The organism is Arthrobacter sp. NPDC057009, assembly GCF_042673905.1.
Taxonomy (GTDB): domain Bacteria; phylum Actinomycetota; class Actinomycetes; order Actinomycetales; family Micrococcaceae; genus Arthrobacter.
This window is the reverse complement of the sequence record NZ_JBHUSB010000003.1, coordinates 21,900-41,405: the sequence shown is the minus strand read 5'-3', so window position 1 is coordinate 41,405 and position 19,506 is coordinate 21,900. Positions and strand designations below refer to the sequence as shown.

The 19,506-nt window shown below is 67.2% G+C and carries 16 protein-coding genes; 7 read left to right on the top strand and 9 right to left on the bottom strand.

Features of this window, described 5'->3' with window-relative positions:
* Window positions 1-119: 119 nt before the first annotated feature.
* The 6 genes from ACFTR6_RS04735 to ACFTR6_RS04710 form a co-directional block, all read right to left on the bottom strand.
* The gene (locus ACFTR6_RS04735) at window positions 120-1,940 is read right to left on the bottom strand and encodes a calcineurin-like phosphoesterase C-terminal domain-containing protein (protein ID WP_377957050.1); all 1,821 of its coding nucleotides are present in this window, start codon (window positions 1,938-1,940) and stop codon (window positions 120-122) included.
* 195 nt (window positions 1,941-2,135) lie between these two features.
* Complete coding sequence (locus ACFTR6_RS04730; protein ID WP_377957049.1) at window positions 2,136-4,496, bottom strand: FdhF/YdeP family oxidoreductase; 2,361 nt, start codon at window positions 4,494-4,496, stop codon at window positions 2,136-2,138.
* 102 nt (window positions 4,497-4,598) lie between these two features.
* Window positions 4,599-5,219, bottom strand: coding sequence for an MBL fold metallo-hydrolase (locus ACFTR6_RS04725; RefSeq protein WP_377957048.1), 621 nt, complete (start codon window positions 5,217-5,219; stop codon window positions 4,599-4,601).
* On the bottom strand, window positions 5,216-6,352 hold the full coding sequence (locus ACFTR6_RS04720) for an S-(hydroxymethyl)mycothiol dehydrogenase (RefSeq protein WP_076799872.1): 1,137 nt from the start codon (window positions 6,350-6,352) through the stop codon (window positions 5,216-5,218). The genes ACFTR6_RS04725 and ACFTR6_RS04720 overlap by 4 nt, the downstream gene beginning before the upstream one ends.
* 274 nt (window positions 6,353-6,626) lie before the next feature.
* A complete protein-coding gene (locus ACFTR6_RS04715) occupies window positions 6,627-8,027 on the bottom strand; it encodes an ATP-binding protein (RefSeq protein WP_377957047.1) in 1,401 nt (466 codons plus the stop codon).
* Window positions 8,024-8,707, bottom strand: a complete 684-nt coding sequence (locus ACFTR6_RS04710; protein ID WP_087874041.1) for a response regulator transcription factor — start codon at window positions 8,705-8,707, stop codon at window positions 8,024-8,026. Before ACFTR6_RS04710 ends, ACFTR6_RS04715 begins: the two co-directional genes overlap by 4 nt.
* A 524-nt stretch (window positions 8,708-9,231) precedes the next feature.
* Here ACFTR6_RS04710 and uraD point away from each other — a divergent pair.
* The 6 genes from uraD to purM are packed head-to-tail and all read left to right on the top strand — an operon-like array spanning window position 9,232 to window position 14,294.
* Complete coding sequence (uraD, locus tag ACFTR6_RS04705) at window positions 9,232-9,729, top strand: 2-oxo-4-hydroxy-4-carboxy-5-ureidoimidazoline decarboxylase (RefSeq protein WP_076799867.1); 498 nt, start codon at window positions 9,232-9,234, stop codon at window positions 9,727-9,729.
* A complete protein-coding gene (gene uraH / locus ACFTR6_RS04700; RefSeq protein WP_377957046.1) occupies window positions 9,726-10,064 on the top strand; it encodes a hydroxyisourate hydrolase in 339 nt (112 codons plus the stop codon). The genes uraD and uraH overlap by 4 nt, the downstream gene beginning before the upstream one ends.
* A gap of 11 nt (window positions 10,065-10,075) precedes the next feature.
* Window positions 10,076-10,921, top strand: coding sequence for a fumarylacetoacetate hydrolase family protein (locus tag ACFTR6_RS04695; protein ID WP_377957045.1), 846 nt, complete (start codon window positions 10,076-10,078; stop codon window positions 10,919-10,921).
* A 45-nt stretch (window positions 10,922-10,966) separates the two neighbouring features.
* On the top strand, window positions 10,967-11,323 hold the full coding sequence (locus ACFTR6_RS04690) for a hypothetical protein (protein ID WP_377957044.1): 357 nt from the start codon (window positions 10,967-10,969) through the stop codon (window positions 11,321-11,323).
* Between the two features lie 47 nt (window positions 11,324-11,370).
* The gene (purF, locus tag ACFTR6_RS04685) at window positions 11,371-13,134 is read left to right on the top strand and encodes an amidophosphoribosyltransferase (protein WP_076799861.1); all 1,764 of its coding nucleotides are present in this window, start codon (window positions 11,371-11,373) and stop codon (window positions 13,132-13,134) included.
* A complete protein-coding gene (gene purM / locus ACFTR6_RS04680) occupies window positions 13,131-14,294 on the top strand; it encodes a phosphoribosylformylglycinamidine cyclo-ligase (protein ID WP_377957043.1) in 1,164 nt (387 codons plus the stop codon). Before purF ends, purM begins: the two co-directional genes overlap by 4 nt.
* A 74-nt stretch (window positions 14,295-14,368) precedes the next feature.
* On the opposite strand, the gene ACFTR6_RS04675 is transcribed toward purM, so the two are convergent.
* Both ACFTR6_RS04675 and ACFTR6_RS04670 read right to left on the bottom strand, forming a co-directional pair.
* Window positions 14,369-15,163 carry a VOC family protein gene (locus tag ACFTR6_RS04675; RefSeq protein WP_377957042.1) on the bottom strand — a complete coding sequence of 265 codons (795 nt, stop codon included), beginning with the start codon at window positions 15,161-15,163 and terminating at the stop codon, window positions 14,369-14,371.
* A gap of 294 nt (window positions 15,164-15,457) precedes the next feature.
* On the bottom strand, window positions 15,458-15,691 hold the full coding sequence (locus ACFTR6_RS04670) for a DUF3073 domain-containing protein (protein ID WP_076799856.1): 234 nt from the start codon (window positions 15,689-15,691) through the stop codon (window positions 15,458-15,460).
* Between the two features lie 324 nt (window positions 15,692-16,015).
* On the opposite strand from ACFTR6_RS04670, the gene ACFTR6_RS04665 reads away from it, so the two are divergent.
* Entirely contained in the window at window positions 16,016-16,783 is a 768-nt protein-coding gene (locus tag ACFTR6_RS04665) for a septum formation family protein (protein ID WP_377957041.1), read from the top strand.
* Window positions 16,784-16,812: 29 nt separating this feature from the next.
* On the opposite strand, the gene clpB is transcribed toward ACFTR6_RS04665, so the two are convergent.
* On the bottom strand, window positions 16,813-19,470 hold the full coding sequence (gene clpB, locus ACFTR6_RS04660; RefSeq protein WP_377957040.1) for an ATP-dependent chaperone ClpB: 2,658 nt from the start codon (window positions 19,468-19,470) through the stop codon (window positions 16,813-16,815).
* Between the last annotated feature and the right edge of the window lie 36 nt (window positions 19,471-19,506).

Genomic DNA, 19,506 nt, shown 5'->3' with positions numbered 1-19,506 from the left:
CGGTTATTTTTTAAGCATGACGTTCATTTATCGAACGCCTACGCGCTCTTCCGCAACGGTAAAGCCCCGGCACGATGAGTCGTGCCGGGGCTTGCCGGATGCGGGCAGTGCGCCTGTTGTTATCCGGCGACCTCGAAGGTCAGGGTCTCCGTGAACGTTTGGCCGTACACGTCGGTGGAGGTGACGGTGGCGGTGTGCTGGCCGGCCGCCAGGTCGGCGGGCAGCTGCAGCCGCCACAGGTGCATCATGCGGTCGGCCAGGCTGCCGCCGTTGACCAGCTGTTCCTGCACGGCCACCGGATCGGAGTATTCAGCGCCGGCCAGCTGGCCTTCGCCCTGCATCTGCTGGGTGCGGACCGCCTCGACGGCCTGGCCGCCGTCGATCTGTACCTTGACGGTGGATCCGGTGCTGCCCATCCAGAAGTTGGTTGTCAGCCAGGTGGTGTTGGCCAGGTCCTCGCGGGAAACGGTGAGCGGGTCCGTGAACTCGGGGGCCTCGCCCTTGTTGTCCACGTTCTCCGCATACCACTCGCGGTAGCGCGGGGTGTTCAGGCCGAGGGACATCTGCAGGGATTCATCCTCACCGCGGACCGTGAAGCGCTCCCGGAACTCTGTGTTCTTGATGTCCAGTGTCAGCACGCCCGGCAGGCCGCCGTCGCGCTGGAAAGCGAGCGGGTACCCTTCGGAGGTCTGGCGCCCGGAGTACCAGTCGCCGGAGATGGCGCCGGCGGTGATGTGCGTGAACGGCAGCTTGTCCACCCCGAAGACCTCGGACCAGCCTGCCAGGGAGTCGCCTTCCCGGAGGTTCTCGATGCTGTGGGTGTGTCCGCCCAGGGCGACAACCTTCCGGCCTTCGAGGATCCTGTAGATCTCCTTGACCTGCTCCACCTGGTGCTTGCTGCTGCCCTGGTCGGCATAGTCGAGCAGCGGAATGTGCGCTGCCAGCACGATCAGCTGGTTCCGCGGCACCTGGGCGATGTCCCTGCGCAGCCACTCGAGCTGCTGCTCATCCAGCGAGCCGGTGTAGTCGCCCTTGGCGGCCGGAAGCTTGGTGGGGAACTCCACGGTGTTCAGCGCCACGACGTGGGCCTTGCCGGCGTCGTACGAGTAGTACTCCGGGCCCAGGTTGGCCCTGAAGGTGTCGAACGTGTGCTCGCTGCTGACGGCATCGAAGTCCAGGTCATGGTTGCCGGGCAGGAAGCGGGCGGGGCCGTTCAGCATGCCGGCCAGTTCCCGGGTCTGCGGGTACAGCGAGAGGTCGTCGCCCACGACATCGCCGATGAACAGGGCGCCGCAGCCTGCGTAGTCGTTGCGGGCCGTCAGGTCGGCGAAGGCGCCCGTGCGGGCGTACTCCACTTCGTCCTGATCGTAAGTCTGGACATCTCCGCCGATTACACAGTGCTGTTCAGGCGACTGCGTCAGGCTGCTCTTGGCGAGCGGGAAGTTCACCTGGTCCGGCAGCGGGCCGGTGGGGTCGATGCCGCCGAACTTCAGATCCGGGGAGCCCTCGGGCAGGTGATGGTAGAAGAACTGCGCCACGTTGTCCGAGTCCACCGGGACCTGGTAGCCGCGCGGCTGGGTCACGAACACCGTCATGTTGTCGAACGCCGGCAGCTGGTAACGGCCCTGGCTGTCCGTCCTGGTGACGTCACGCCCGTTGGACACCGTCACCCCGGGAAGGCCGTTCTCGTTGCCGTCCTGCACGGAGTCCTGGTCCGAGTCGACAAAGGCGACGCCGTCCACAACCTGCTGGTCTTCGTCAGGTCCTTCGACGACGTTGACGCTTCCGCGGTAGGCCGTGGCCGTCCAGTCAGTTGCCTCGGCGGCGTTGCCGGCGGCGGGGTTCAGCAGGGACCCGGCGGCAATGACGGCCAGGGTGCTGGCGGTCAGGGCCAAAGGCCGGGCGGGGCGTAACTTAAACGGTCTGGCGGTCAGGTACACGAAGATCCTCCGGTCGAGTGAATGCTGCCGGCCATTTCGACCGGCAGCACCCACCCTCACAGGACCGGGTGAACGGTTACCCACGGGTAGGTCACGGAAAGCGGACGTATACGTAACCACTCGCCGTCCGGCAGGGAGCACGCAAAGCACAACGGCCCCGCTTCCGAAAGGAAGCGGGGCCGTTGTGCGGGTCTGCTAGCCAGCCGTAGCGGTCTCGAGGTCCGCAGCAGCGCCGGCCTCCGCCGTCGTAATCCCGTCCGCGTGCGGTTCGAAGCGGACGAACATGGCCTTGAACCCGGGGGTGTTGGACACCCGGGCCACGTTTTCCTTGTGGACCAGGGCATTGGCCTCGGGGAAGTACGCCGCGGCGCAGCCCTTCGCCGTCGGGTACGCCACCAGCCGGAACTTCTCGGCCCGGCGGTCCGTGCCCTGGAACGTGCTGACCACGTCCACAAGGTCGCGGTCCTTGAAGCCCTGCTCGGCCAGGTCCTCCGGGTGCACCAGGATCACGCGGCGGCCGTCGGAGATGCCGCGGTACCGGTCATCCAGGCCGTAGAACGTGGTGTTGTACTGGTCGTGGCTGCGGATGGTCTGCAGCACCAGGTGGCCGGCCGGCGGCGTCAGGTACTCCAGCGGGCTGACCGTGAAGCGGCCGCGGCCGATGTCCGTTGCGAAGGACCGGGTGTCGCGCGGCGGGTTGGGCAGCACGAAGCCGTTCTTGGTCCGGACCCGCGCGTTGAAGTCCTCGAATCCGGGCAGGACGCGGGCGATGTGGTCGCGGACCACATCGTAGTCCTCGGCCATGGCCCGCCAGTTCACGGAGTGGTCCGGCCCGAACGTGGCCTCGGCCATCCGTGCCACGATCACGGGCTCGGCGAGCAGGTGGTCCGACACCGGCTGCAGCCTGCCCTGGGTGGAGTGGACCACGGACATGGAGTCCTCCACGGACAGGAACTGGGCGCCCCTAGGGTGCTTGTCGTCCTTGTCCGTCCGTCCCAGCGTGGGCAGGATCAGGGAGGTGCGGCCGTGCACGATGTGCGAGCGGTTGGGCTTGGTGGAGATGTGGACGGTGAGCCCGATCCGCTGCATTCCGGCTTCCAGGGTCTCGGTGTCCGAGCACGCCAGCGAGAAGTTCCCGCCCATGGACACGAACACGTCCACCTCATCGCGCTCGAACGCCTCCATGGACTCCACGGCGTCATGGCCGTGGTGCCGCGGCGACTGGATGCCGAACTCGTTGTCGAGGGCTTCGAGCAGCCATTCCTTGGGCTTCTCCCAGATCCCCATGGTCCGGTCGCCCTGGACGTTGGAGTGTCCCCGCACCGGGCAAGCGCCGGCGCCGGGCTTGCCGAAGTTGCCCTGCAGCAGCAGGACGTTGACCATCTCCTTGATGGTGTCCACGGAATGCGGCTGCTGGGTAACGCCGAGCGCCCAGCAGAAGATGCTGGCCTTGGACTTGACCAGCATGCCCGCCACGGTCTCGATCTGCTCCCGGCTCAGGCCGGTGGCCCGCTCCGTCTCCTCCCAGTCGAGCTCCTGGCGCGCCTCGACGTACGCCTCAAAGCCGTCCGTCTGCGCCTCAATGAAGGAACGGTCGACGACGGTCCCCGGGTTCTGCTCTTCGGCTTTCAGGAGCAGGTGGCCCAGTGCCTGGAACAGCGCGAGGTCGCCGCCCACCTTGATCTGCAGGTACTCGTCGGCCAGCGGCGTGCCGCCGCCCACCACGCCGGAGATCGTCTGCGGGTCCCGGAAGTTGAACAGCCCCGCCTCGGGCAGCGGGTTCACGGCCACCACCTTGCCGCCCTTGTCCTTGCATTCCTTCAGCGCGGACAGCATGCGGGGGTGGTTGGTGCCGGGGTTCTGCCCGACGACGAAGATGAGTTCGGCATCGTGGATGTCATCCAGCGAGACGGTGCCCTTGCCGATGCCGATGGTCGGGTTCAGCGCCGAACCCGAGGACTCATGGCACATGTTGGAGCAGTCCGGCAGATTGTTGGTACCCAGGGACCGGGCGAACAGCTGGTACATGAACGCCGTCTCGTTCGCCGTGCGGCCCGAGGTGTAGAAGACGCAGCGGTCCGGCGTGCTGGCCCGGATGTGCTCGCCGATCAGCTCGAACGCGTCGGCCCAGGAGATCGGCGAGTAGTGCGTCTCACCCTCCCTGATGACCACCGGTTCGCTGAGGCGGCCCTGGTTGCCCAGCCAGTACTCGGTCTTCTCCGACAGCTCGGCAATGGAGTGCTTGGCCCAGAACTCCGCCCCCACGGTGCGGAGGGTGTTCTCCTCGGCCACGGCCTTGGCGCCGTTCTCGCAGAATTCGGCGGTCTTGCGCTTCTTGTCCGATTCCGGCCAGGCGCAGCCGGGGCAGTCGAAGCCGCCGCGCTGGTTCAGCCGAAGCAGCGAATGTGCCGTGCGGGTCACACCCGCCTGCGCCACGGCGCGTTCCAGCGCCACCATCACGGCCTTGACGCCGGCGGCCTCTGTCTTCGGCTTGTGGACTTCAAGCTTGTCCTCGTTGATGTCCGCGACGGGGGCGGGCTGCTTCCCGAACTTCATTGTTCCAACTTCCTTATGGCTGCTTTTGTGCCTGTCTGACCGCCACGCATGGCGCACCGGACGTTCCCGGTACGCCATGCGTTCAGCGGTCATGGTTTTTTCTTACTGGGCCACCTTGGCGAGGGTTTCGCGTTCGGCGGCGATGGTGGTGTTGTCTCCGTGCCCGGTCCGGACGACCGTTTCCGCGGGGAGCGTGAGCAGGCGTTCGCGGATGGAGGTCAGGATGGTCGGGTAGTCGCTGTACGAGCGGCCGGTCGCGCCGGGTCCGCCGTTGAACAGGGTGTCCCCGGTGAACACGGTCCCCTCGCTTTCCAGGTAGAAGCAGGTGGACCCCGGAGAGTGGCCCGGCGTGTGGATGGCCTTCAGCGTTGCTCCGCCCACCTGGAATTCGTCGCCGTCGGCGTGCTGCCGCTGCGGTTCAAAGTCCGGGTAGACCTGCTCCCAGAGGACCTTGTCCTCCGGGTTCAGGTAGATCGGGGCACCGACGGCCTCCGAGACCTCACGGGCGGCGCCGATGTGGTCGTTGTGCGCGTGGGTCAGCAGGATGGCCTTGACCGTGCGGCCCTTGACCTGGCTGATGATCGCGGCCGCGTCATGCGGCGAATCGATGATCACGCATTCCTCATCGTTGCCGACGATCCAGACATTGTTGTCCACATCCCAGGTCCCGCCGTCGAGCGAGAACGTACCGGAGGTGACGAGGTTTTCGATGGTGACACTCATACTGATGCTCCTTCGGTTGCGGTGACGGTGCGGGTTTCGGCGGCGGGCTGGATTTCGACGACGGAGCGCAGGACCTTGCCTTCGTGCATCTTGTCGAAGGCTTCCTCGACCTGGTCAATGGTGATCCGTTCGGACACGAACGCATCCAGGTCCAGGTTGCCCTGCTTGTAGTGCGAGACCAGCATCGGGAAGTCGCGGGAGGGCAGGCAGTCCCCGTACCAGGAGGACTTCAGCGACCCGCCCCGGCCAAACACATCCAGCAGCGGCAGTTCCAGCTGCATCTCCGGCGTTGGGACACCCACCAGGACCACCCGTCCGGCGAGGTCGCGGGCGTAGAACGCCTGCTTGTACGTCTCGGGACGGCCGACGGCCTCGATCACGACGTCGGCGCCGTTGCCGTTCGTGAGCGCCCGGATGGCCTCAACCGGATCACCGGCACGGGAGTTCACCCCGTGCGTCGCACCCAGGGACTTGGCCATCTCAATCTTGTTGTCGTCGATGTCGACGGCGATGATCGTCGTCGCACCCGCCAGCTTCGCGCCGGCGATCGCGGCGATGCCCACGCCGCCGCAGCCGATCACGGCCACCGACTCGCCGCGCTTGACCTCGCCGGTGTTGATCGCGGCACCGATGCCGGCCATCACACCACAGCCCAGCAGCCCCACAGCGGCCGGATCGGCGTCCTCGTCGACCTTGGTGCACTGCCCGGCAGCCACCAGGGTCTTCTCGGCGAAGGCTCCGATGCCCAGCGCCGGGGACAGCTCAGTGCCGTCCTCCAGGGTCATTTTCTGCGTCGCGTTGGCCGTGTTGAAGCAGTACTGCGGCTGGCCCTTCGCACACGCCCGGCACTGCCCGCACACCGCGCGCCAGTTCAGGATCACCCGGTCACCGACGGCGACCTCGGTGACGCCCTCGCCGACCGCGGACACCACACCGGTGGCCTCGTGGCCGAGCAGGTACGGGAAGTCGTTCCCGATGCCGCCCAGCTTGTAATGCAGATCCGTGTGGCACACCCCGCACGTCAGGATGTCCACGAGGGCCTCGCCCGGGCCCGGATCCGGTACCAGGATCGTCTCCACCGATACCGGGGCGTCCTTTTCCCGGACGACAACTGCCTTGACTTTATGAACCACGAGTTCACGTTCCTTCCTGAGCGCAGGGCTCTTTGGCTGCGGCACCTCAGCCAAATGTAACTGACCGGCCATGGTTCGAAATCCCCGTCCCGCAGACCGGACACTCAGTTCGGTATGTTCGACGTGGATGCGGGCGGCGGCGCCGATCTTCAGGTTTCTTCTTCGCCATGGAGTGCCTAATTGCGTATTACACAACACGGCGCACATAACGCGTCTTCAACCAGTATGACAGGCCTCACACATATCCGTAAGTCCATGAAGCGCGCAAGTCGCGTCATGGACGCGAAGCAGCTTTGAACAGGACGCGTGCATCCAGTCCCCTGGCACCGGGCCGGGCCTCCAGGGATGCGGTCGCGCCGCTTGCCCCGGCAAGCTGCTGGACGATGGCCAGGCCCAGTCCGCTGCCCTCCGACGTCGACTGGCCGCGCCAAAACCGGTTGAAAGCCTTTTGCCGGTCCTCCTCGGAAAGCCCTGGACCGTCGTCGAGCACGTGAAGCGCATACCCTGTGGAGGTGCCGTCCGGCCGGATCAGCAGGCGGATCTCCGAGTCCGGCGGTGCCACGGCCAGCGCGTTGTCAATGAGGTTGTCGATGATCTGCTCCGCAGCTCCCGGCATCGCCATGACCCTCGCCCCCGGAACCGCGTCCAGTACCGTCCGCACTCCGCTTTCCTCGGCCAGCGCCTCCCACTGCTCCACGCGGGTCCGGGCGATCTCGCTGAGATCCACTTCCTCACGCTCCACATTGCGCCCATCCGCCCGGCTGAGGAGGAGCAGGCCGTCAATGATGCGCTGCAGCCGGTACGTCTCCTCCAGCGAGTCGGCCACCATGACGCGTGCGCCGTCGGGATCGTTGCCGACCGCGTCCACGGCGTTCTCCAGCCGCAGCCGGAGTCCTGTCAGCGGGGTGCGCAGCTGGTGGGAGGCGTCGCTGGCAAAGCCCCGCTGCTGCTGCAGCACGTGCTCCAGCCGGTCCGCCATCTGGTTGAAGGACCGGGCCAGGGTGCGCAGCTCGGGCGGCCCCTGCTCCTCCTCGGTGCGGGTGGCGAGGTTGCCTTCCGCCAGCAGTTCCGTGGCCTTCTGCAACCGCTTGATGCGCCTGGTCACGGCACCGGCCATCAGGTAGGCCAGCAGTCCGGCAAGCAGCACGGTGGTGCCCGCAACGGCCCACATCACCCTCAGCTGCCCGGTCACGCGGTCCTCCACCACGGACGCCGGGTAGGTCAGTCGGACGGCGCCGGTGATGTTCTCTCCGCTGAGGACGGGAACCGTGACGTACACCAGGTCGAACCCCAGCGTGTCCGAATGCCGCTGTCCGGAGGTGATCCGGCCGGCGAGCGCGGCGGAAATTTCGGGGCGCGAAAGGTAAGAGGAACCAGTGGATGACTGGTCGTCGTCGGACGTTGCCACTGCGGTACCTGAGCGGTCCACGACGACGACGCGGGCGCCGCTGGCGCGGCCGTAATCACGGACGGCGACGGCCACCGTCCCGGCGGCAGTGCCGCCCGTTTCGAGCAGCTGCTGTGCCCGCCCGCTGAGCAGGAAGGCGTCGCGTTCCAGGGAGGTGGCCAGCCGGTCGCGTTCCACCCGGACCAGATAGCTGCCCAGCGGAATGTCCTGCACCAGCACCACCAGCAGCGTGATGGCCATGAACGCGGAAATCAGCCGCCACCTCATCCGGGCACGTCCAGCCTGAACCCTACGCCGCGCACCGCCTCGATCCAGCGGGGGTCGCCGAGCTTTTTCCGGATCGCGGCCACATGCGCATCCAGGGTCTTGGTGGTTCCGTACCAGGTGCCGTCCCACACCGCGCGCAGGATGTCGGTGCGCTGGCAGACTGCGCCCGGGTCCTCCGCGAGGTAGTACAGGAGCTCGAACTCCTTGGCGGTGAGGTGGATTTCGTTGCCGGCCACCAGGACCCTGCGCGAGCGCTGGTTGATACTCAGGCTGCCGATGGTGCGGGTGCCGTCGGCGGGCGGAGTGGCATCGCTTTGCGGATCGGCCGTGCGGCGGGCCACGGCCCGGATCCGTGCGATGAGCTCGCGCATTCCGAACGGCTTCACCAGGTAGTCGTCCGCCCCCAGCTCCAGGGCCAGCACCCGGTCGATTTCCTCGTCGCGGGCACTGACGACGATGATTGGCGTCCTGGTCAGCGAGCGGATGGACCGGCAGACGTCCGTGCCATCCATGTCCGGCAGGCCGAGGTCCAGCAGCACGAAATCGGGACTGGCGGAGCGGACCTCGTTGAGCGCCCCAGCACCGTCGGCGACGTGCCGCGCCTGGAACCCGGCCCTCGTCAGGCCCTCCAGCACTCCGGCCGCCACCGATTCGTCGTCTTCAACCACCAGGATCTGCATATCCGATTATCTTCCGGCCAGTACGGTGCCGCGGTGGATAGCCACGGCGTGGACAGGCTAGTTCTCACAGCTTTGGCAATTCTTGGGCCATCGAGGGCCCCCTCCCCCATCCCGCACCGCCCCAGAGCCTGCCCCCTAAGCCAGCGACGCTCTCTCACTACGCGCAGGAAAAACGCAGACCCTCTCTCACCGGGTGAAAGAGCGTCGGTCAAAAGGACACGACAACTGAGAGAGCGTGCGGAAGTATTCGGCAGCAAGTGATAGAGGGTCGGGGAAAGACCCGGCGAAAGGTGAGGAAGCATCTATATACACGGTTGCATTGCGCTATCCGCCATGCTCGGCCCCTGCTGTAGTCTCTTGACACCGGCGCGCATGCTCGGCTTCACTATTACGTATGCTGAAATAACAGTTCCATGATGCGGAACTCATGGTCTGCGATGAAAGGGACCGTGAGCACCGGGAGAGGACCCGGACCTCCGCATAGCCGTCACCATGGATGCCAGCATCTGCTTGAGGATCACAACGTGAAGCTTGCCGAATTCAATGCCGCGGACAGGGATGCCGCCAGCGCGGTCCTGCGCCCCTGCATCGACGTCCCGCGCTGGGTGGACCAGGTCGCCGCAGCGCGCCCGTTCGCCTCGCGCCAGGAGCTCCTTGACGGAGCCCGCGCCGCCGCCGCACCGTTCACCCCCGAAGAGGTGGAGGGCGCCATGGCACACCATCCCCGGATCGGCGAACGCCCCAAGGCCCAGACCACCGAGGCGGCCATGTCCAGGTCCGAACAGGCCGGCGTGGACCCCGCTGACACCGAGGTGGCCGACGCCCTCGCACGCGGCAACCGCGCGTACGAGGAAAAGTTCGGCCGGGTCTTCCTGATCCGCGCCGCAGGCCGCACCGCCCCCGAAATCCTGGCAGCGCTCAACGAGCGCCTGGCCAACACCCCGGCGCAGGAAGACGCCATCGTTGCACAGCAGCTGCGGGAAATCGCCCTGCTGCGTCTGGAAGGAGTGATCAGCGAATGAGCGTTTCCCACGTGACAACCCACGTCCTGGATACTGGCGCCGGACGCCCGGCGGCGGGTGTCGCCGTCGTGCTTTACACGAACGACGGCGGCAAGTGGACAGAGCTGGCAAGCGGCATCACCGATGCAGACGGCCGCGCGAAGGACCTGGGTCCGGAGGTCCTGGCCCCCGGAAACTACCGGCTCAACTTCGCCACGGGCGATTACTACGCCCAGCAGGGCGGCACAACGTTCTTCCCGGAGGTGGACCTGGTCTTCGAGGTCACCGGCACCGAGCACTACCACGTGCCGCTGCTGCTGAGCCCGTTCGCCTACTCCACCTACCGCGGCAGCTGAAAGGAGACAGCATGCGGCTGATGCGCATTGGCCCGGCGGGCAATGAAGTTCCGGTGGTCATCGACGACGACGGCCAGGCTTACGACCTGCGGCCGGTCACCCAGGACATTGACGGGAACTTCCTGGAGACCTGGGCCGGCCAACTGCCCGACCTGGACCTGACGGGCCTGCCCCGGGTAACGGTCGACGGCAAGCGGATCGGAGCGCCGATCGCCAGGCCCGGCGCCGTGATCGGCGTGGGGCTGAACTACGCCGCGCACGCCGCCGAATCCGGCCTTCCCGTGCCGGAGCGACCCATTATCTTCTTCAAACACCCCAACACCGTGGTGGGCCCGGACGACGACGTCGTCATCCCGCCCGGGGCGCAGCGCGTGGACTGGGAGGTGGAGCTGGGCGTGGTGATCGGCCGGCGGGCCAGCTACCTGTCATCCGATGCCGAGGCAGCCGGGTGCATTGCCGGCTACGTTCTGTCCAACGATGTCTCCGAGCGCGAGTACCAGCTGGAGCACTCCGGCCCGCAATGGTCGCTCGGCAAGTCCTGCCCCACCTTCAACCCGGTGGGTCCGTGGCTGGTACCGGCGGCGGCCGTCGAGGCGGACGACATCCGGCTTGCGTCCTGGGTCAACGACGAGGTCCGGCAGGACAGCTCGACGGCGGACATGGTCTTCGGCCCCGCGGAACTGGTCCGCCGGCTCTCGCAGTACATGGTGCTCGAACCCGGCGACCTGATCACCACCGGAACCCCGGAGGGCGTAGCCCTGTCCGGGCGCTTCCCGTATCTGGAAGCCGGGGACGTCATGCGGCTGTCCGGCGGGGACCTCCTGGGCGAGCAGCGGCAGCGGCTGGTGCAGGCCTGAAACCGGGGCGGGCCCGGCGGCCGGGATGACAGTAGGCTAGATGGCATGTCTTCCGACCAGCCCACCCCTGAACGGCACGAACTTCCTGAACGGCGCGAAATCACCGTCCGGCGTGCCCCCAAGTATGTTCCCTTCCTGATCGTGGGCGGGCTGCTGGGCTTCGCCGCGGCGGCGGTCATCGCCTTCGCCCTGCCCGGCGATGTCAGTTACGACCGCGGCACCGTGTACGGCTTCTTCATGGTGCCGTGCGCGGCGGCCGGTGTGATTCTCGGCGCAGTTACTGCCCTGGTGCTGGACCGGGCCAGCGTCCGCCGCTCCCGCCGCGGCGTCGTTGAAGCCGTTCCGGACGCTGCCGGGGACGCCGGAGACGACGACGGCGGTATCGCGGGACCTCGGTCATAATCCGGCCACCGGAAATTCCATACCTCATGACGTGAGATAATCGACCAGTGGCACGCGGCGATGGAAAACTTTCTCATGATCTTCTCCCTGGCGAAAAGGGCCCACAGGACGCTTGCGGTGTCTTCGGGGTCTGGGCACCAGGTGAAGAAGTAGCAAAACTTACCTACTACGGGCTGTATGCACTACAGCACCGCGGTCAGGAGTCGGCTGGTATAGCCACCAGCGACGGCAAGCGGATCAACGTCTACAAGGACATGGGCCTCGTATCCCAGGTCTTCGACGAGACCACGCTCAACACCCTGACCGGGCACCTGGCCGTCGGCCATTGCCGCTACTCCACCACCGGCGCGAGCCACTGGGCCAACGCGCAGCCCACGCTCGGCGCGACCGCCACGGGCACGGTGGCCTTGGCGCACAACGGCAACCTCACCAACACCGCCGAACTCAACGCCATGATCCACGAGCGCAACGGCGGCCAGCTCAGCGGCGAAATGAAGCAGGGCAACACCTCCGACACCGCGCTCGTGACGGCGCTGCTGGAAGGCGAAGAGGGCAAGACCCTCGAGGAGACCGCCCTCGAACTGCTGCCCAAGATCCGCGGCGGCTTCTGCTTCGTCTTCATGGATGAAGGCACGCTGTACGCGGCCCGCGACACCTTCGGCATCCGCCCGCTCTGCCTGGGCCGGCTGGAGCGCGGCTGGGTGGTGGCGTCCGAACAGTCCGCCCTCGCCACCGTCGGCGCCAGCTTCATCCGGGAGATCGAGCCCGGCGAGTTCATCGCCATCGACGAACAGGGCGTGCGGTCCCGCCGCTTCGCGGATCCGACGCCGGCCGGTTGCGTTTTCGAATACGTCTACCTCGCCCGCCCCGACGCCGCCATTGGCGGACGCTCCGTCTACGAATCCCGTGTGGAGATGGGCCGCCAGCTGGCGCGTGAGAACACGCACGAGGCCGACATCGTCATCCCGGTCCCCGAATCCGGCACCCCCGCGGCCGTGGGCTACGCCGAGGAATCCGGCATCCCGTTCGCGCACGGCTTCGTCAAGAACTCCTATGTGGGCCGCACCTTCATCCAGCCTTCGCAGACGCTGCGCCAGCTGGGCATCAGGCTGAAGCTCAACGCCCTGGAATCAGTAATCCGCGGCAAGCGCGTGGTGGTGGTGGATGACTCGATCGTCCGCGGCAACACCCAGCGCGCCATCGTCCGGATGCTGCGGGAAGCCGGCGCCGCCGCCGTCCACGTCAAGATTTCCTCCCCGCCGGTCCAGTGGCCCTGCTTCTACGGCATTGATTTCGCCTCCCGGGCGGAGCTCATCGCCAATGGCGCCACCATCGAGGAGATCTCCCAGGCCATCGGCGCCGATTCCCTGGCCTACATCTCCGAAGACGGCATGATCGGCGCCACCCAGCAGCCGCGCGAGCGGCTCTGCACCGCCTGCTTCACGGGCAAGTACCCCATCGAACTGCCCGGCGCCGACAAGCTCGGCAAGAACCTGCTGGAGCGCACGGACCTGGGCGGCCTGCCTGCCACCTCCGCCAGCACCACCAGTGCGGCTGCCGGTTCAACAGCAGCAACCGCCGGTGCCCCGGCCGAGGCCGCGGCGGAAGCCGCCATCGAACCGGCCGCCGCCACCCCCGGCAACCCGGAGAACATCCCGGTCACCGAGGACCCCGCCGAAAAGCCGGGGGCCACTGGCTGTGATCCGGGACCGGATTCCGAGCTCGAGAACCTGCTCACCGACGCCGACCGCGTGCCCGATCTCCACCCCGACGCTGCGACCGTTGGCGCTGACAAGAAAGAGTCCCTATGACTTCCGCTTCCTCCACTGCTGACATGAATGCTGCCCAGAACAACACCGGCATCACCTACGCGGCCGCCGGTGTGGACGTTGAGGCAGGCGACCGCGCCGTCGAGCTCATGAAGGACGCCGTCAAGGCGACCCACAACGCGTCGGTGATTGGCGGCGTCGGGGGTTTCGCAGGCCTGTACGACGTCTCGAAGCTCCTGACCTACAAGAAGCCCCTGCTGGCCACGTCCACGGACGGCGTGGGCACCAAGGTGGCCATTGCCCAGGCCATGGACATCCACGACACCATCGGCTACGACCTCGTGGGCATGGTGGTTGACGACATCGTGGTGGTGGGCGCCGAGCCGCTGTACATGACCGACTACATCGCCTGCGGCAAGGTGGTTCCGGAGCGCATCGCGGACATCGTCCGCGGCATCGCGGCCGCCTGCTCCGTGGCCGGCACCGCGCTGGTGGGCGGCGAAACCGCCGAGCACCCCGGCCTGCTGGGCGAACACGAATACGACGTCGCCGGAGCCGCCACCGGCGTTGTGGAAGCCGACGCACTGCTCGGCCCGGACCGCGTCCGTGCCGGCGACGTGGTGATCGGCATGGCCTCCTCCGGACTTCACTCCAACGGCTACTCGCTGGTCCGCCGCGTCATCAACCACGCCGGCTGGGCCCTGGACCGCCAGGTTTCCGAACTCGGCCGCACGCTGGGCGAGGAACTGCTGGAACCCACCCGTGTCTACGCCGCCGACTGCCTGGACCTGGCGCGGGCCTTCCCCGTCACCGCCGAAAAGGCCGTGCACGGCTTCAGCCACGTCACCGGCGGCGGGCTCGCCGCCAACCTGGCCCGAGTCCTGCCGCAGGGCCTCGTGGCCACCGTTGACCGCTCCACCTGGGAGCTGCCCGCCATCTTCAAGCTCGTCTCCGAACTGGGCCGCGTGCCGCTGGCCGATCTGGAGCGCACGCTGAACCTCGGCGTCGGCATGGTGGCCGTGGTCTCCCCCGAGGCCGCAGACGCCGCCGTGGCCCGCCTGAACGAGCGCGGCCTGCCGTCCTGGATCATGGGCTCCGTCAGCGCCGATTCCGACGCCGTGGTGAAGACCGGACCGGACTACGTGCAGGGCGCCAAGGGCGTGGACGGCGGCGCAGTCCAGCTGGTCAACGCCTACGCGTAGCGTAAGCACATCGAGTGCTCCGTAACTGCCCTTATGAAGGTTCATAAGGGCATCTACGGAGCACTCGATGGTTTTTAAACCTCCAGGACGCTGAACACGCCGCCCTGCGGGTCCTTCAGGGTGGCGATGGTGCCGCCGTCCTCGGAGAATTCCGGCTCCACCAGCACCTCGGCTCCGGCCGCCACGGCGGCCAGCACGGCTTCCTTGACGCTGGAGACGCCGAAGTACACCTGCCACCCGCGACTGCCGGACTCGCCACCTGCGTCGTCTTCATCCTCTTCCGGGACAGGGGCGATGCCGGCCACCTCGGTGCCGTTCACCATCAGCGTGGTGTAGGTGCCGCCGTCGTCCTGCGGGTACTCGGTCACCTCATGCCCGAACAGCTGCTGGAAAAATCCGACGGCGGCCTGCGGCTCGGGCGTGAGCAGTTCGGCCCAAGCGAACGCGCCGGGCTCATTGTGCCGGCCGCTGCCCGGGTGTGTTCCGGCCTGCCAGATGCCCGTGGCACCACCGCCCGGCGGTTCCACGAACACCATGGTTCCGGTGTCCCCGATATCCTCCGGCCCAAACTGGACAGTGCCGCCGGCATGCTGGGCTTCCTCTGCGGCGGCCCGGGCATCGACTGCGGCGAAGTAGACGTTCCAGTGCGCAGGCAGCGCTGCGCCGCCCTGGTGCGGCTGGGGCGCCACACTAGCCACGAGGTCGTCATCGAGGAACGCCTTGGCGTAGCTGCGTCCACCGGGGGTGGGAAAGTCCTCGTAGCGCCATCCGAAGACGGCGGCGTAGAAGGCCTTCGCAGCCGCCACGTCGGGTGTCTGGACGTCCGCCCAGCAGAGCTCTCCGAGGCCGTACCCGTTGCGCTGCACCATGTGTCCGTGCCCCTTTCGTTGGCTGAATTCCTCCCAGCCTAATTCCTCAGGGGCGCGGTTTCGACGGGATTCACGGCCGATGCCAAAGGCCCGCCGGGGCCGCCAAAGACTGGCGAGCCCGGCGGGCCTTAGTAGCTGTGGTGACACCGGACGGATCCCACTGCCCCAGGTTTCTGGCTAAGGCCAGATATCCGGGTCAGGGAGGGAAGCGGGCAGCCCGAATGCGGGAATTGCCCGGGAGGTGCACGACGGCGGCGTGCAGCGTACTGCCTTGCGGCAGGTCAGCGGCAGCAACTAACCGATGCGACGGCTGTCTACCTCGTCGTCGTCTTCATCCAAATCGTCCGCGTACTTATCCACGTAAGCTGAATAGTCCGGCTCGGCCGGTTCATTCGCGAAATGGCTCGTGGCACGACTGCCCGGACCCGTGAGCTCGCGCTGTAGGGCCGAATAATCGGTGTTCGGGGAGTAGTACTTGATGTCCCGAGCCTGCTTAGTAGCTTTTGCCTTTTGACGGCCGCGCCCCATGGCGTGACCCCCTTTTGTACTTGGACCGGAGGTGGTCACCTTTGGCGATGGTGAGGCCCCGGAATGATTGGTCAATTTGTCGTACCCCTAGATTACATGCTTTCGGCGGCATCTGCTTGCCACGGGGACCTTGGGTGGCCGCCGTGGCCCGCATCTCCGCGGCAATTCGAGGCGTGCAGGGATTTTTTGTTCGATAGAGTCTCCTGAACGACTGAATTAAGCGGGCATGGAGATCCGGCTGTTGGCCGCCGGGGCCGCACCGCGGAAACGCAGAGCGCCGGATGCTCACCGCCAAGCGAACGCCAGGAAGGGGTGCCGCCCCATATGAATGACAACGATCCCAACCACGACGGGGAACGCGGGCCGGCCCATGCCGTCGCCGTGCACTCCCAGCAACCTGCGCAGTCCGGGCAACCTGCCCGGCCCGAACCTGCACAGTCCGGGCAACCTGCCCGGCCCGAACCTGCCAATCCCGCAGCAGAACCCACATCAGTACCCACGGCACCAAGGCTCACAAGCCTCGCCGGCTCAATCCAGTCCCGGCTCAGGCAGCCTGGAATGCGGCAAACGCTGCCGAAGATCGGCTTTGTCCTCGCGCTGCTCGTGGTGGGCGGCCTGCTCGTATGGCTTCTGACCTCGCTCCTGGCCACCGCCACGATGCAGTCCGCCAACCGGCCTGCCGCGGCGGCGGATCCCACCGCCGCCGCGCCGCCGGCACCGGCCGCCTCACCAAGGCCCAGCCTGCCCCTGGCCAGCGTCAGTCCGCTGGATTTCCGGGTGGGCGACTGCTTCAAGGACTTCGACCCCGAGGCGGCAAAATCCACGGTGGTTGCCTGCACCACCGACCACTCGGCCCAACTGGTGGCGGTCACGCAGTACGCGGACGGTGACGCATACCCGGGCCGTGAGGCCATGAAGACCAAGGCCAGGGAGACGTGCCAGACGGCGGCCCTGACGGAGAAGTCCAATGCCTACAACCTGAACTACCGCCTCGCCTATCCGAGCACGTCCAGCTGGGCCAAGGGTGACCGCCGCGTGGACTGCTACGTCACCGCATCCGGGAACATCATCAAGGCAAGCCTGCTGCCCTGATGATGTCCTCGCGCGGCTAATCCCGCCTGCTAGTCCCGGCGGCGGACGGTGAGCCCGCTGCCCAGCGGCGCACCGCCGTCGGACCCTGACAGCGCCTCCAGGCCTTCGACGGTGAGTTCGCCGAGGTCAGCGGCCGTGTCCACCAGGACGGTGTCGCCGTCGGAGATTTCGCCGGCGAGGATGGCCTTGGCCAGCCTGTCGCCGATTTCACGCTGGACGAGGCGGCGCAGCGGCCGGGCGCCGTACGCGGAGTCAAAGCCGGACATCGCCAGCCAGGCGCGTGCACCTTCGGTGACCTCGAGCGAGAGCCGCCGTTCGTGCAGGCGCTTGGCCAGCTCGGCCACCTGCAGCTCGACGATCCGGGCCAGCTCCTCGACGGACAGCGGATCGAACAGCACCACCTCGTCCAGCCGGTTGAGGAACTCCGGCTTGAAGCTGGCGTTCACCGTGGCCATCACTGCGTTGCGCTTGGCCTGCGCATCCAAAGTGGGGTCCACGAGGAACTGGCTGCCCAGGTTGGAGGTAAGCACCAGGATCACGTTGCGGAAGTCCACGGTGCGGCCCTGGCCGTCGGTGAGGCGGCCGTCGTCGAGCACCTGCAGCAGGATGTCGAACACCTCGGGGTGGGCCTTCTCCACCTCGTCCAGCAGCACCACGGAGTAGGGCCGGCGGCGGACCGCCTCGGTGAGCTGGCCGCCCTCCTCGTAGCCGACGTAGCCCGGAGGCGCACCGACGAGGCGGGCAACGGAGTGCTTCTCGCTGTATTCGGACATGTCGATCCGGACCATGGCGCGTTCGTCGTCGAACAGGAAGTCCGCGAGCGCCTTGGCGAGCTCGGTTTTGCCGACGCCTGTGGGGCCGAGGAACAGGAAGGAGCCGGTAGGCCGGTTGGGGTCGCTGATGCCAGCCCGGGCACGGCGGACCGCGTCGGACACTGCGGTGACGGCCTTGGACTGGCCGATCAGACGCCGGCCGAGTTCCTCCTCCATGTGCAGCAGTTTCTGGCTTTCCCCCTGGAGCATGCGGCCGGCCGGAATGCCCGTCCAGGCCGCGATGACCTCGGCGATGTCGTTGGCAGTGACCTCCTCGGCCACCATCAGGGCGGCCTTGTCGGCGACGGCGGCCTCGGCCTCCGCGGCATCGTTCAGTTCGCGCTCCAGCGCTGGGATTTCGCCGTAGAGGATGCGGGACGCCGTTTCCAGGTCGCCCTCGCGCTGCGCCTTGTCCGCGGTGGACCGCAGCTCGTCCAGCTTCGCCTTCAGGTCGCCCACCCGGTTCAGGCCGGCCTTCTCCGCCTCCCACCGGGCATTCAGTCCGGCCAGCTGCTCCTTCTTGTCCGCCATGTCCGCGCGGAGGGCAGCAAGGCGCTCCACGGAGGCGGCGTCCGTCTCGCCCTGCAGGGCAAGCTCCTCCATGGTGAGCCGGTCCACCGCACGGCGGAGCTGGTCAATCTCCTCCGGAGCGGAGTCGATCTCCATGCGCAGGCGGGAGGCGGCCTCGTCCACGAGGTCGATGGCCTTGTCCGGCAGCTGGCGGCCGGAGATGTAGCGGTTGGACAGCGTTGCGGCGGCCACCAGCGCGGAGTCGGCGATGGCAACCTTGTGGTGGGCCTCGTACCGTTCCTTGAGGCCGCGGAGGATGCCGATGGTGTCGTCCACGCTGGGCTCCCCGACAAACACCTGCTGGAAGCGGCGCTCCAGGGCGGGATCCTTCTCGATGTTCTCGCGGTATTCGTCGAGGGTGGTGGCGCCGATCAGCCGCAGCTCGCCCCGGGCCAGCATCGGCTTGAGCATGTTGCCGGCGTCCATGGCGCTTTCACCGCTGGCCCCGGCCCCCACCACGGTGTGCAGCTCGTCGATGAACGTGACAATGCGGCCATCGGAGTTCTTGATCTCCTCGAGGACGGCCTTGAGCCGCTCTTCAAACTCGCCGCGGTACTTGGCGCCTGCCACCATGGAGGCCAGGTCCAGGGCGATCAGGGTCTTGCCGCGCAGGCTTTCCGGCACGTCGCCGGCCACCATCCGCTGGGCCAGGCCCTCCACGACGGCGGTCTTGCCCACGCCGGGTTCGCCGATCAGGACCGGATTGTTCTTGGTGCGGCGGCTGAGCACCTGTACCACGCGCCGGATTTCACTGTCACGGCCGATCACCGGATCAAGCTTCCCGGAACGGGCCACGGCGGTGAGGTCGGTGCCGAACTTTTCCAAGGCCTGGAAGGTGTTCTCGGGGTCGGGCGAGTTGACCTTGCGGTCGCCGCGTACGCCCGGAAGCGCCGCAGCCAGGGCCTCGTGGGACACGCCGGCGTCGCGCAGCAGCCTGCCCACGCCGTCGCTGCCGGCCGAGAGACCTAGCAGCAGGTGCTCGGTGGAGACAAAGGAATCACCCAGCTTGTCAGCCTCGTTTTGGGCGTTCTGGATCGCCTGCAGGGACGGCCGGGACAGCTGGGCCTGCTGGACCGAGCTTCCGGAGCTGGCGGGAAGGGCCTTGATGGCGGTGCTGGCCTGCACACTGACGGCGTCCGGATCCGCCCCGGTGGCGCGCAGAAGGGCGACGGCGACACCCTCCCGCTGATCCATCAGCGCCTTGAGCAGGTGGGCCGGTTCCACCTGCGGGTTCCCTGCCGTGGAGGCGTTCATGGCGGCAGCCGAAAGAGCCTCCTGGCTCTTGGTGGTGAATTTGACGTCCAAAGAGAGCTCCTTTCGAGGGCGGTTTAGCTAAGTTGA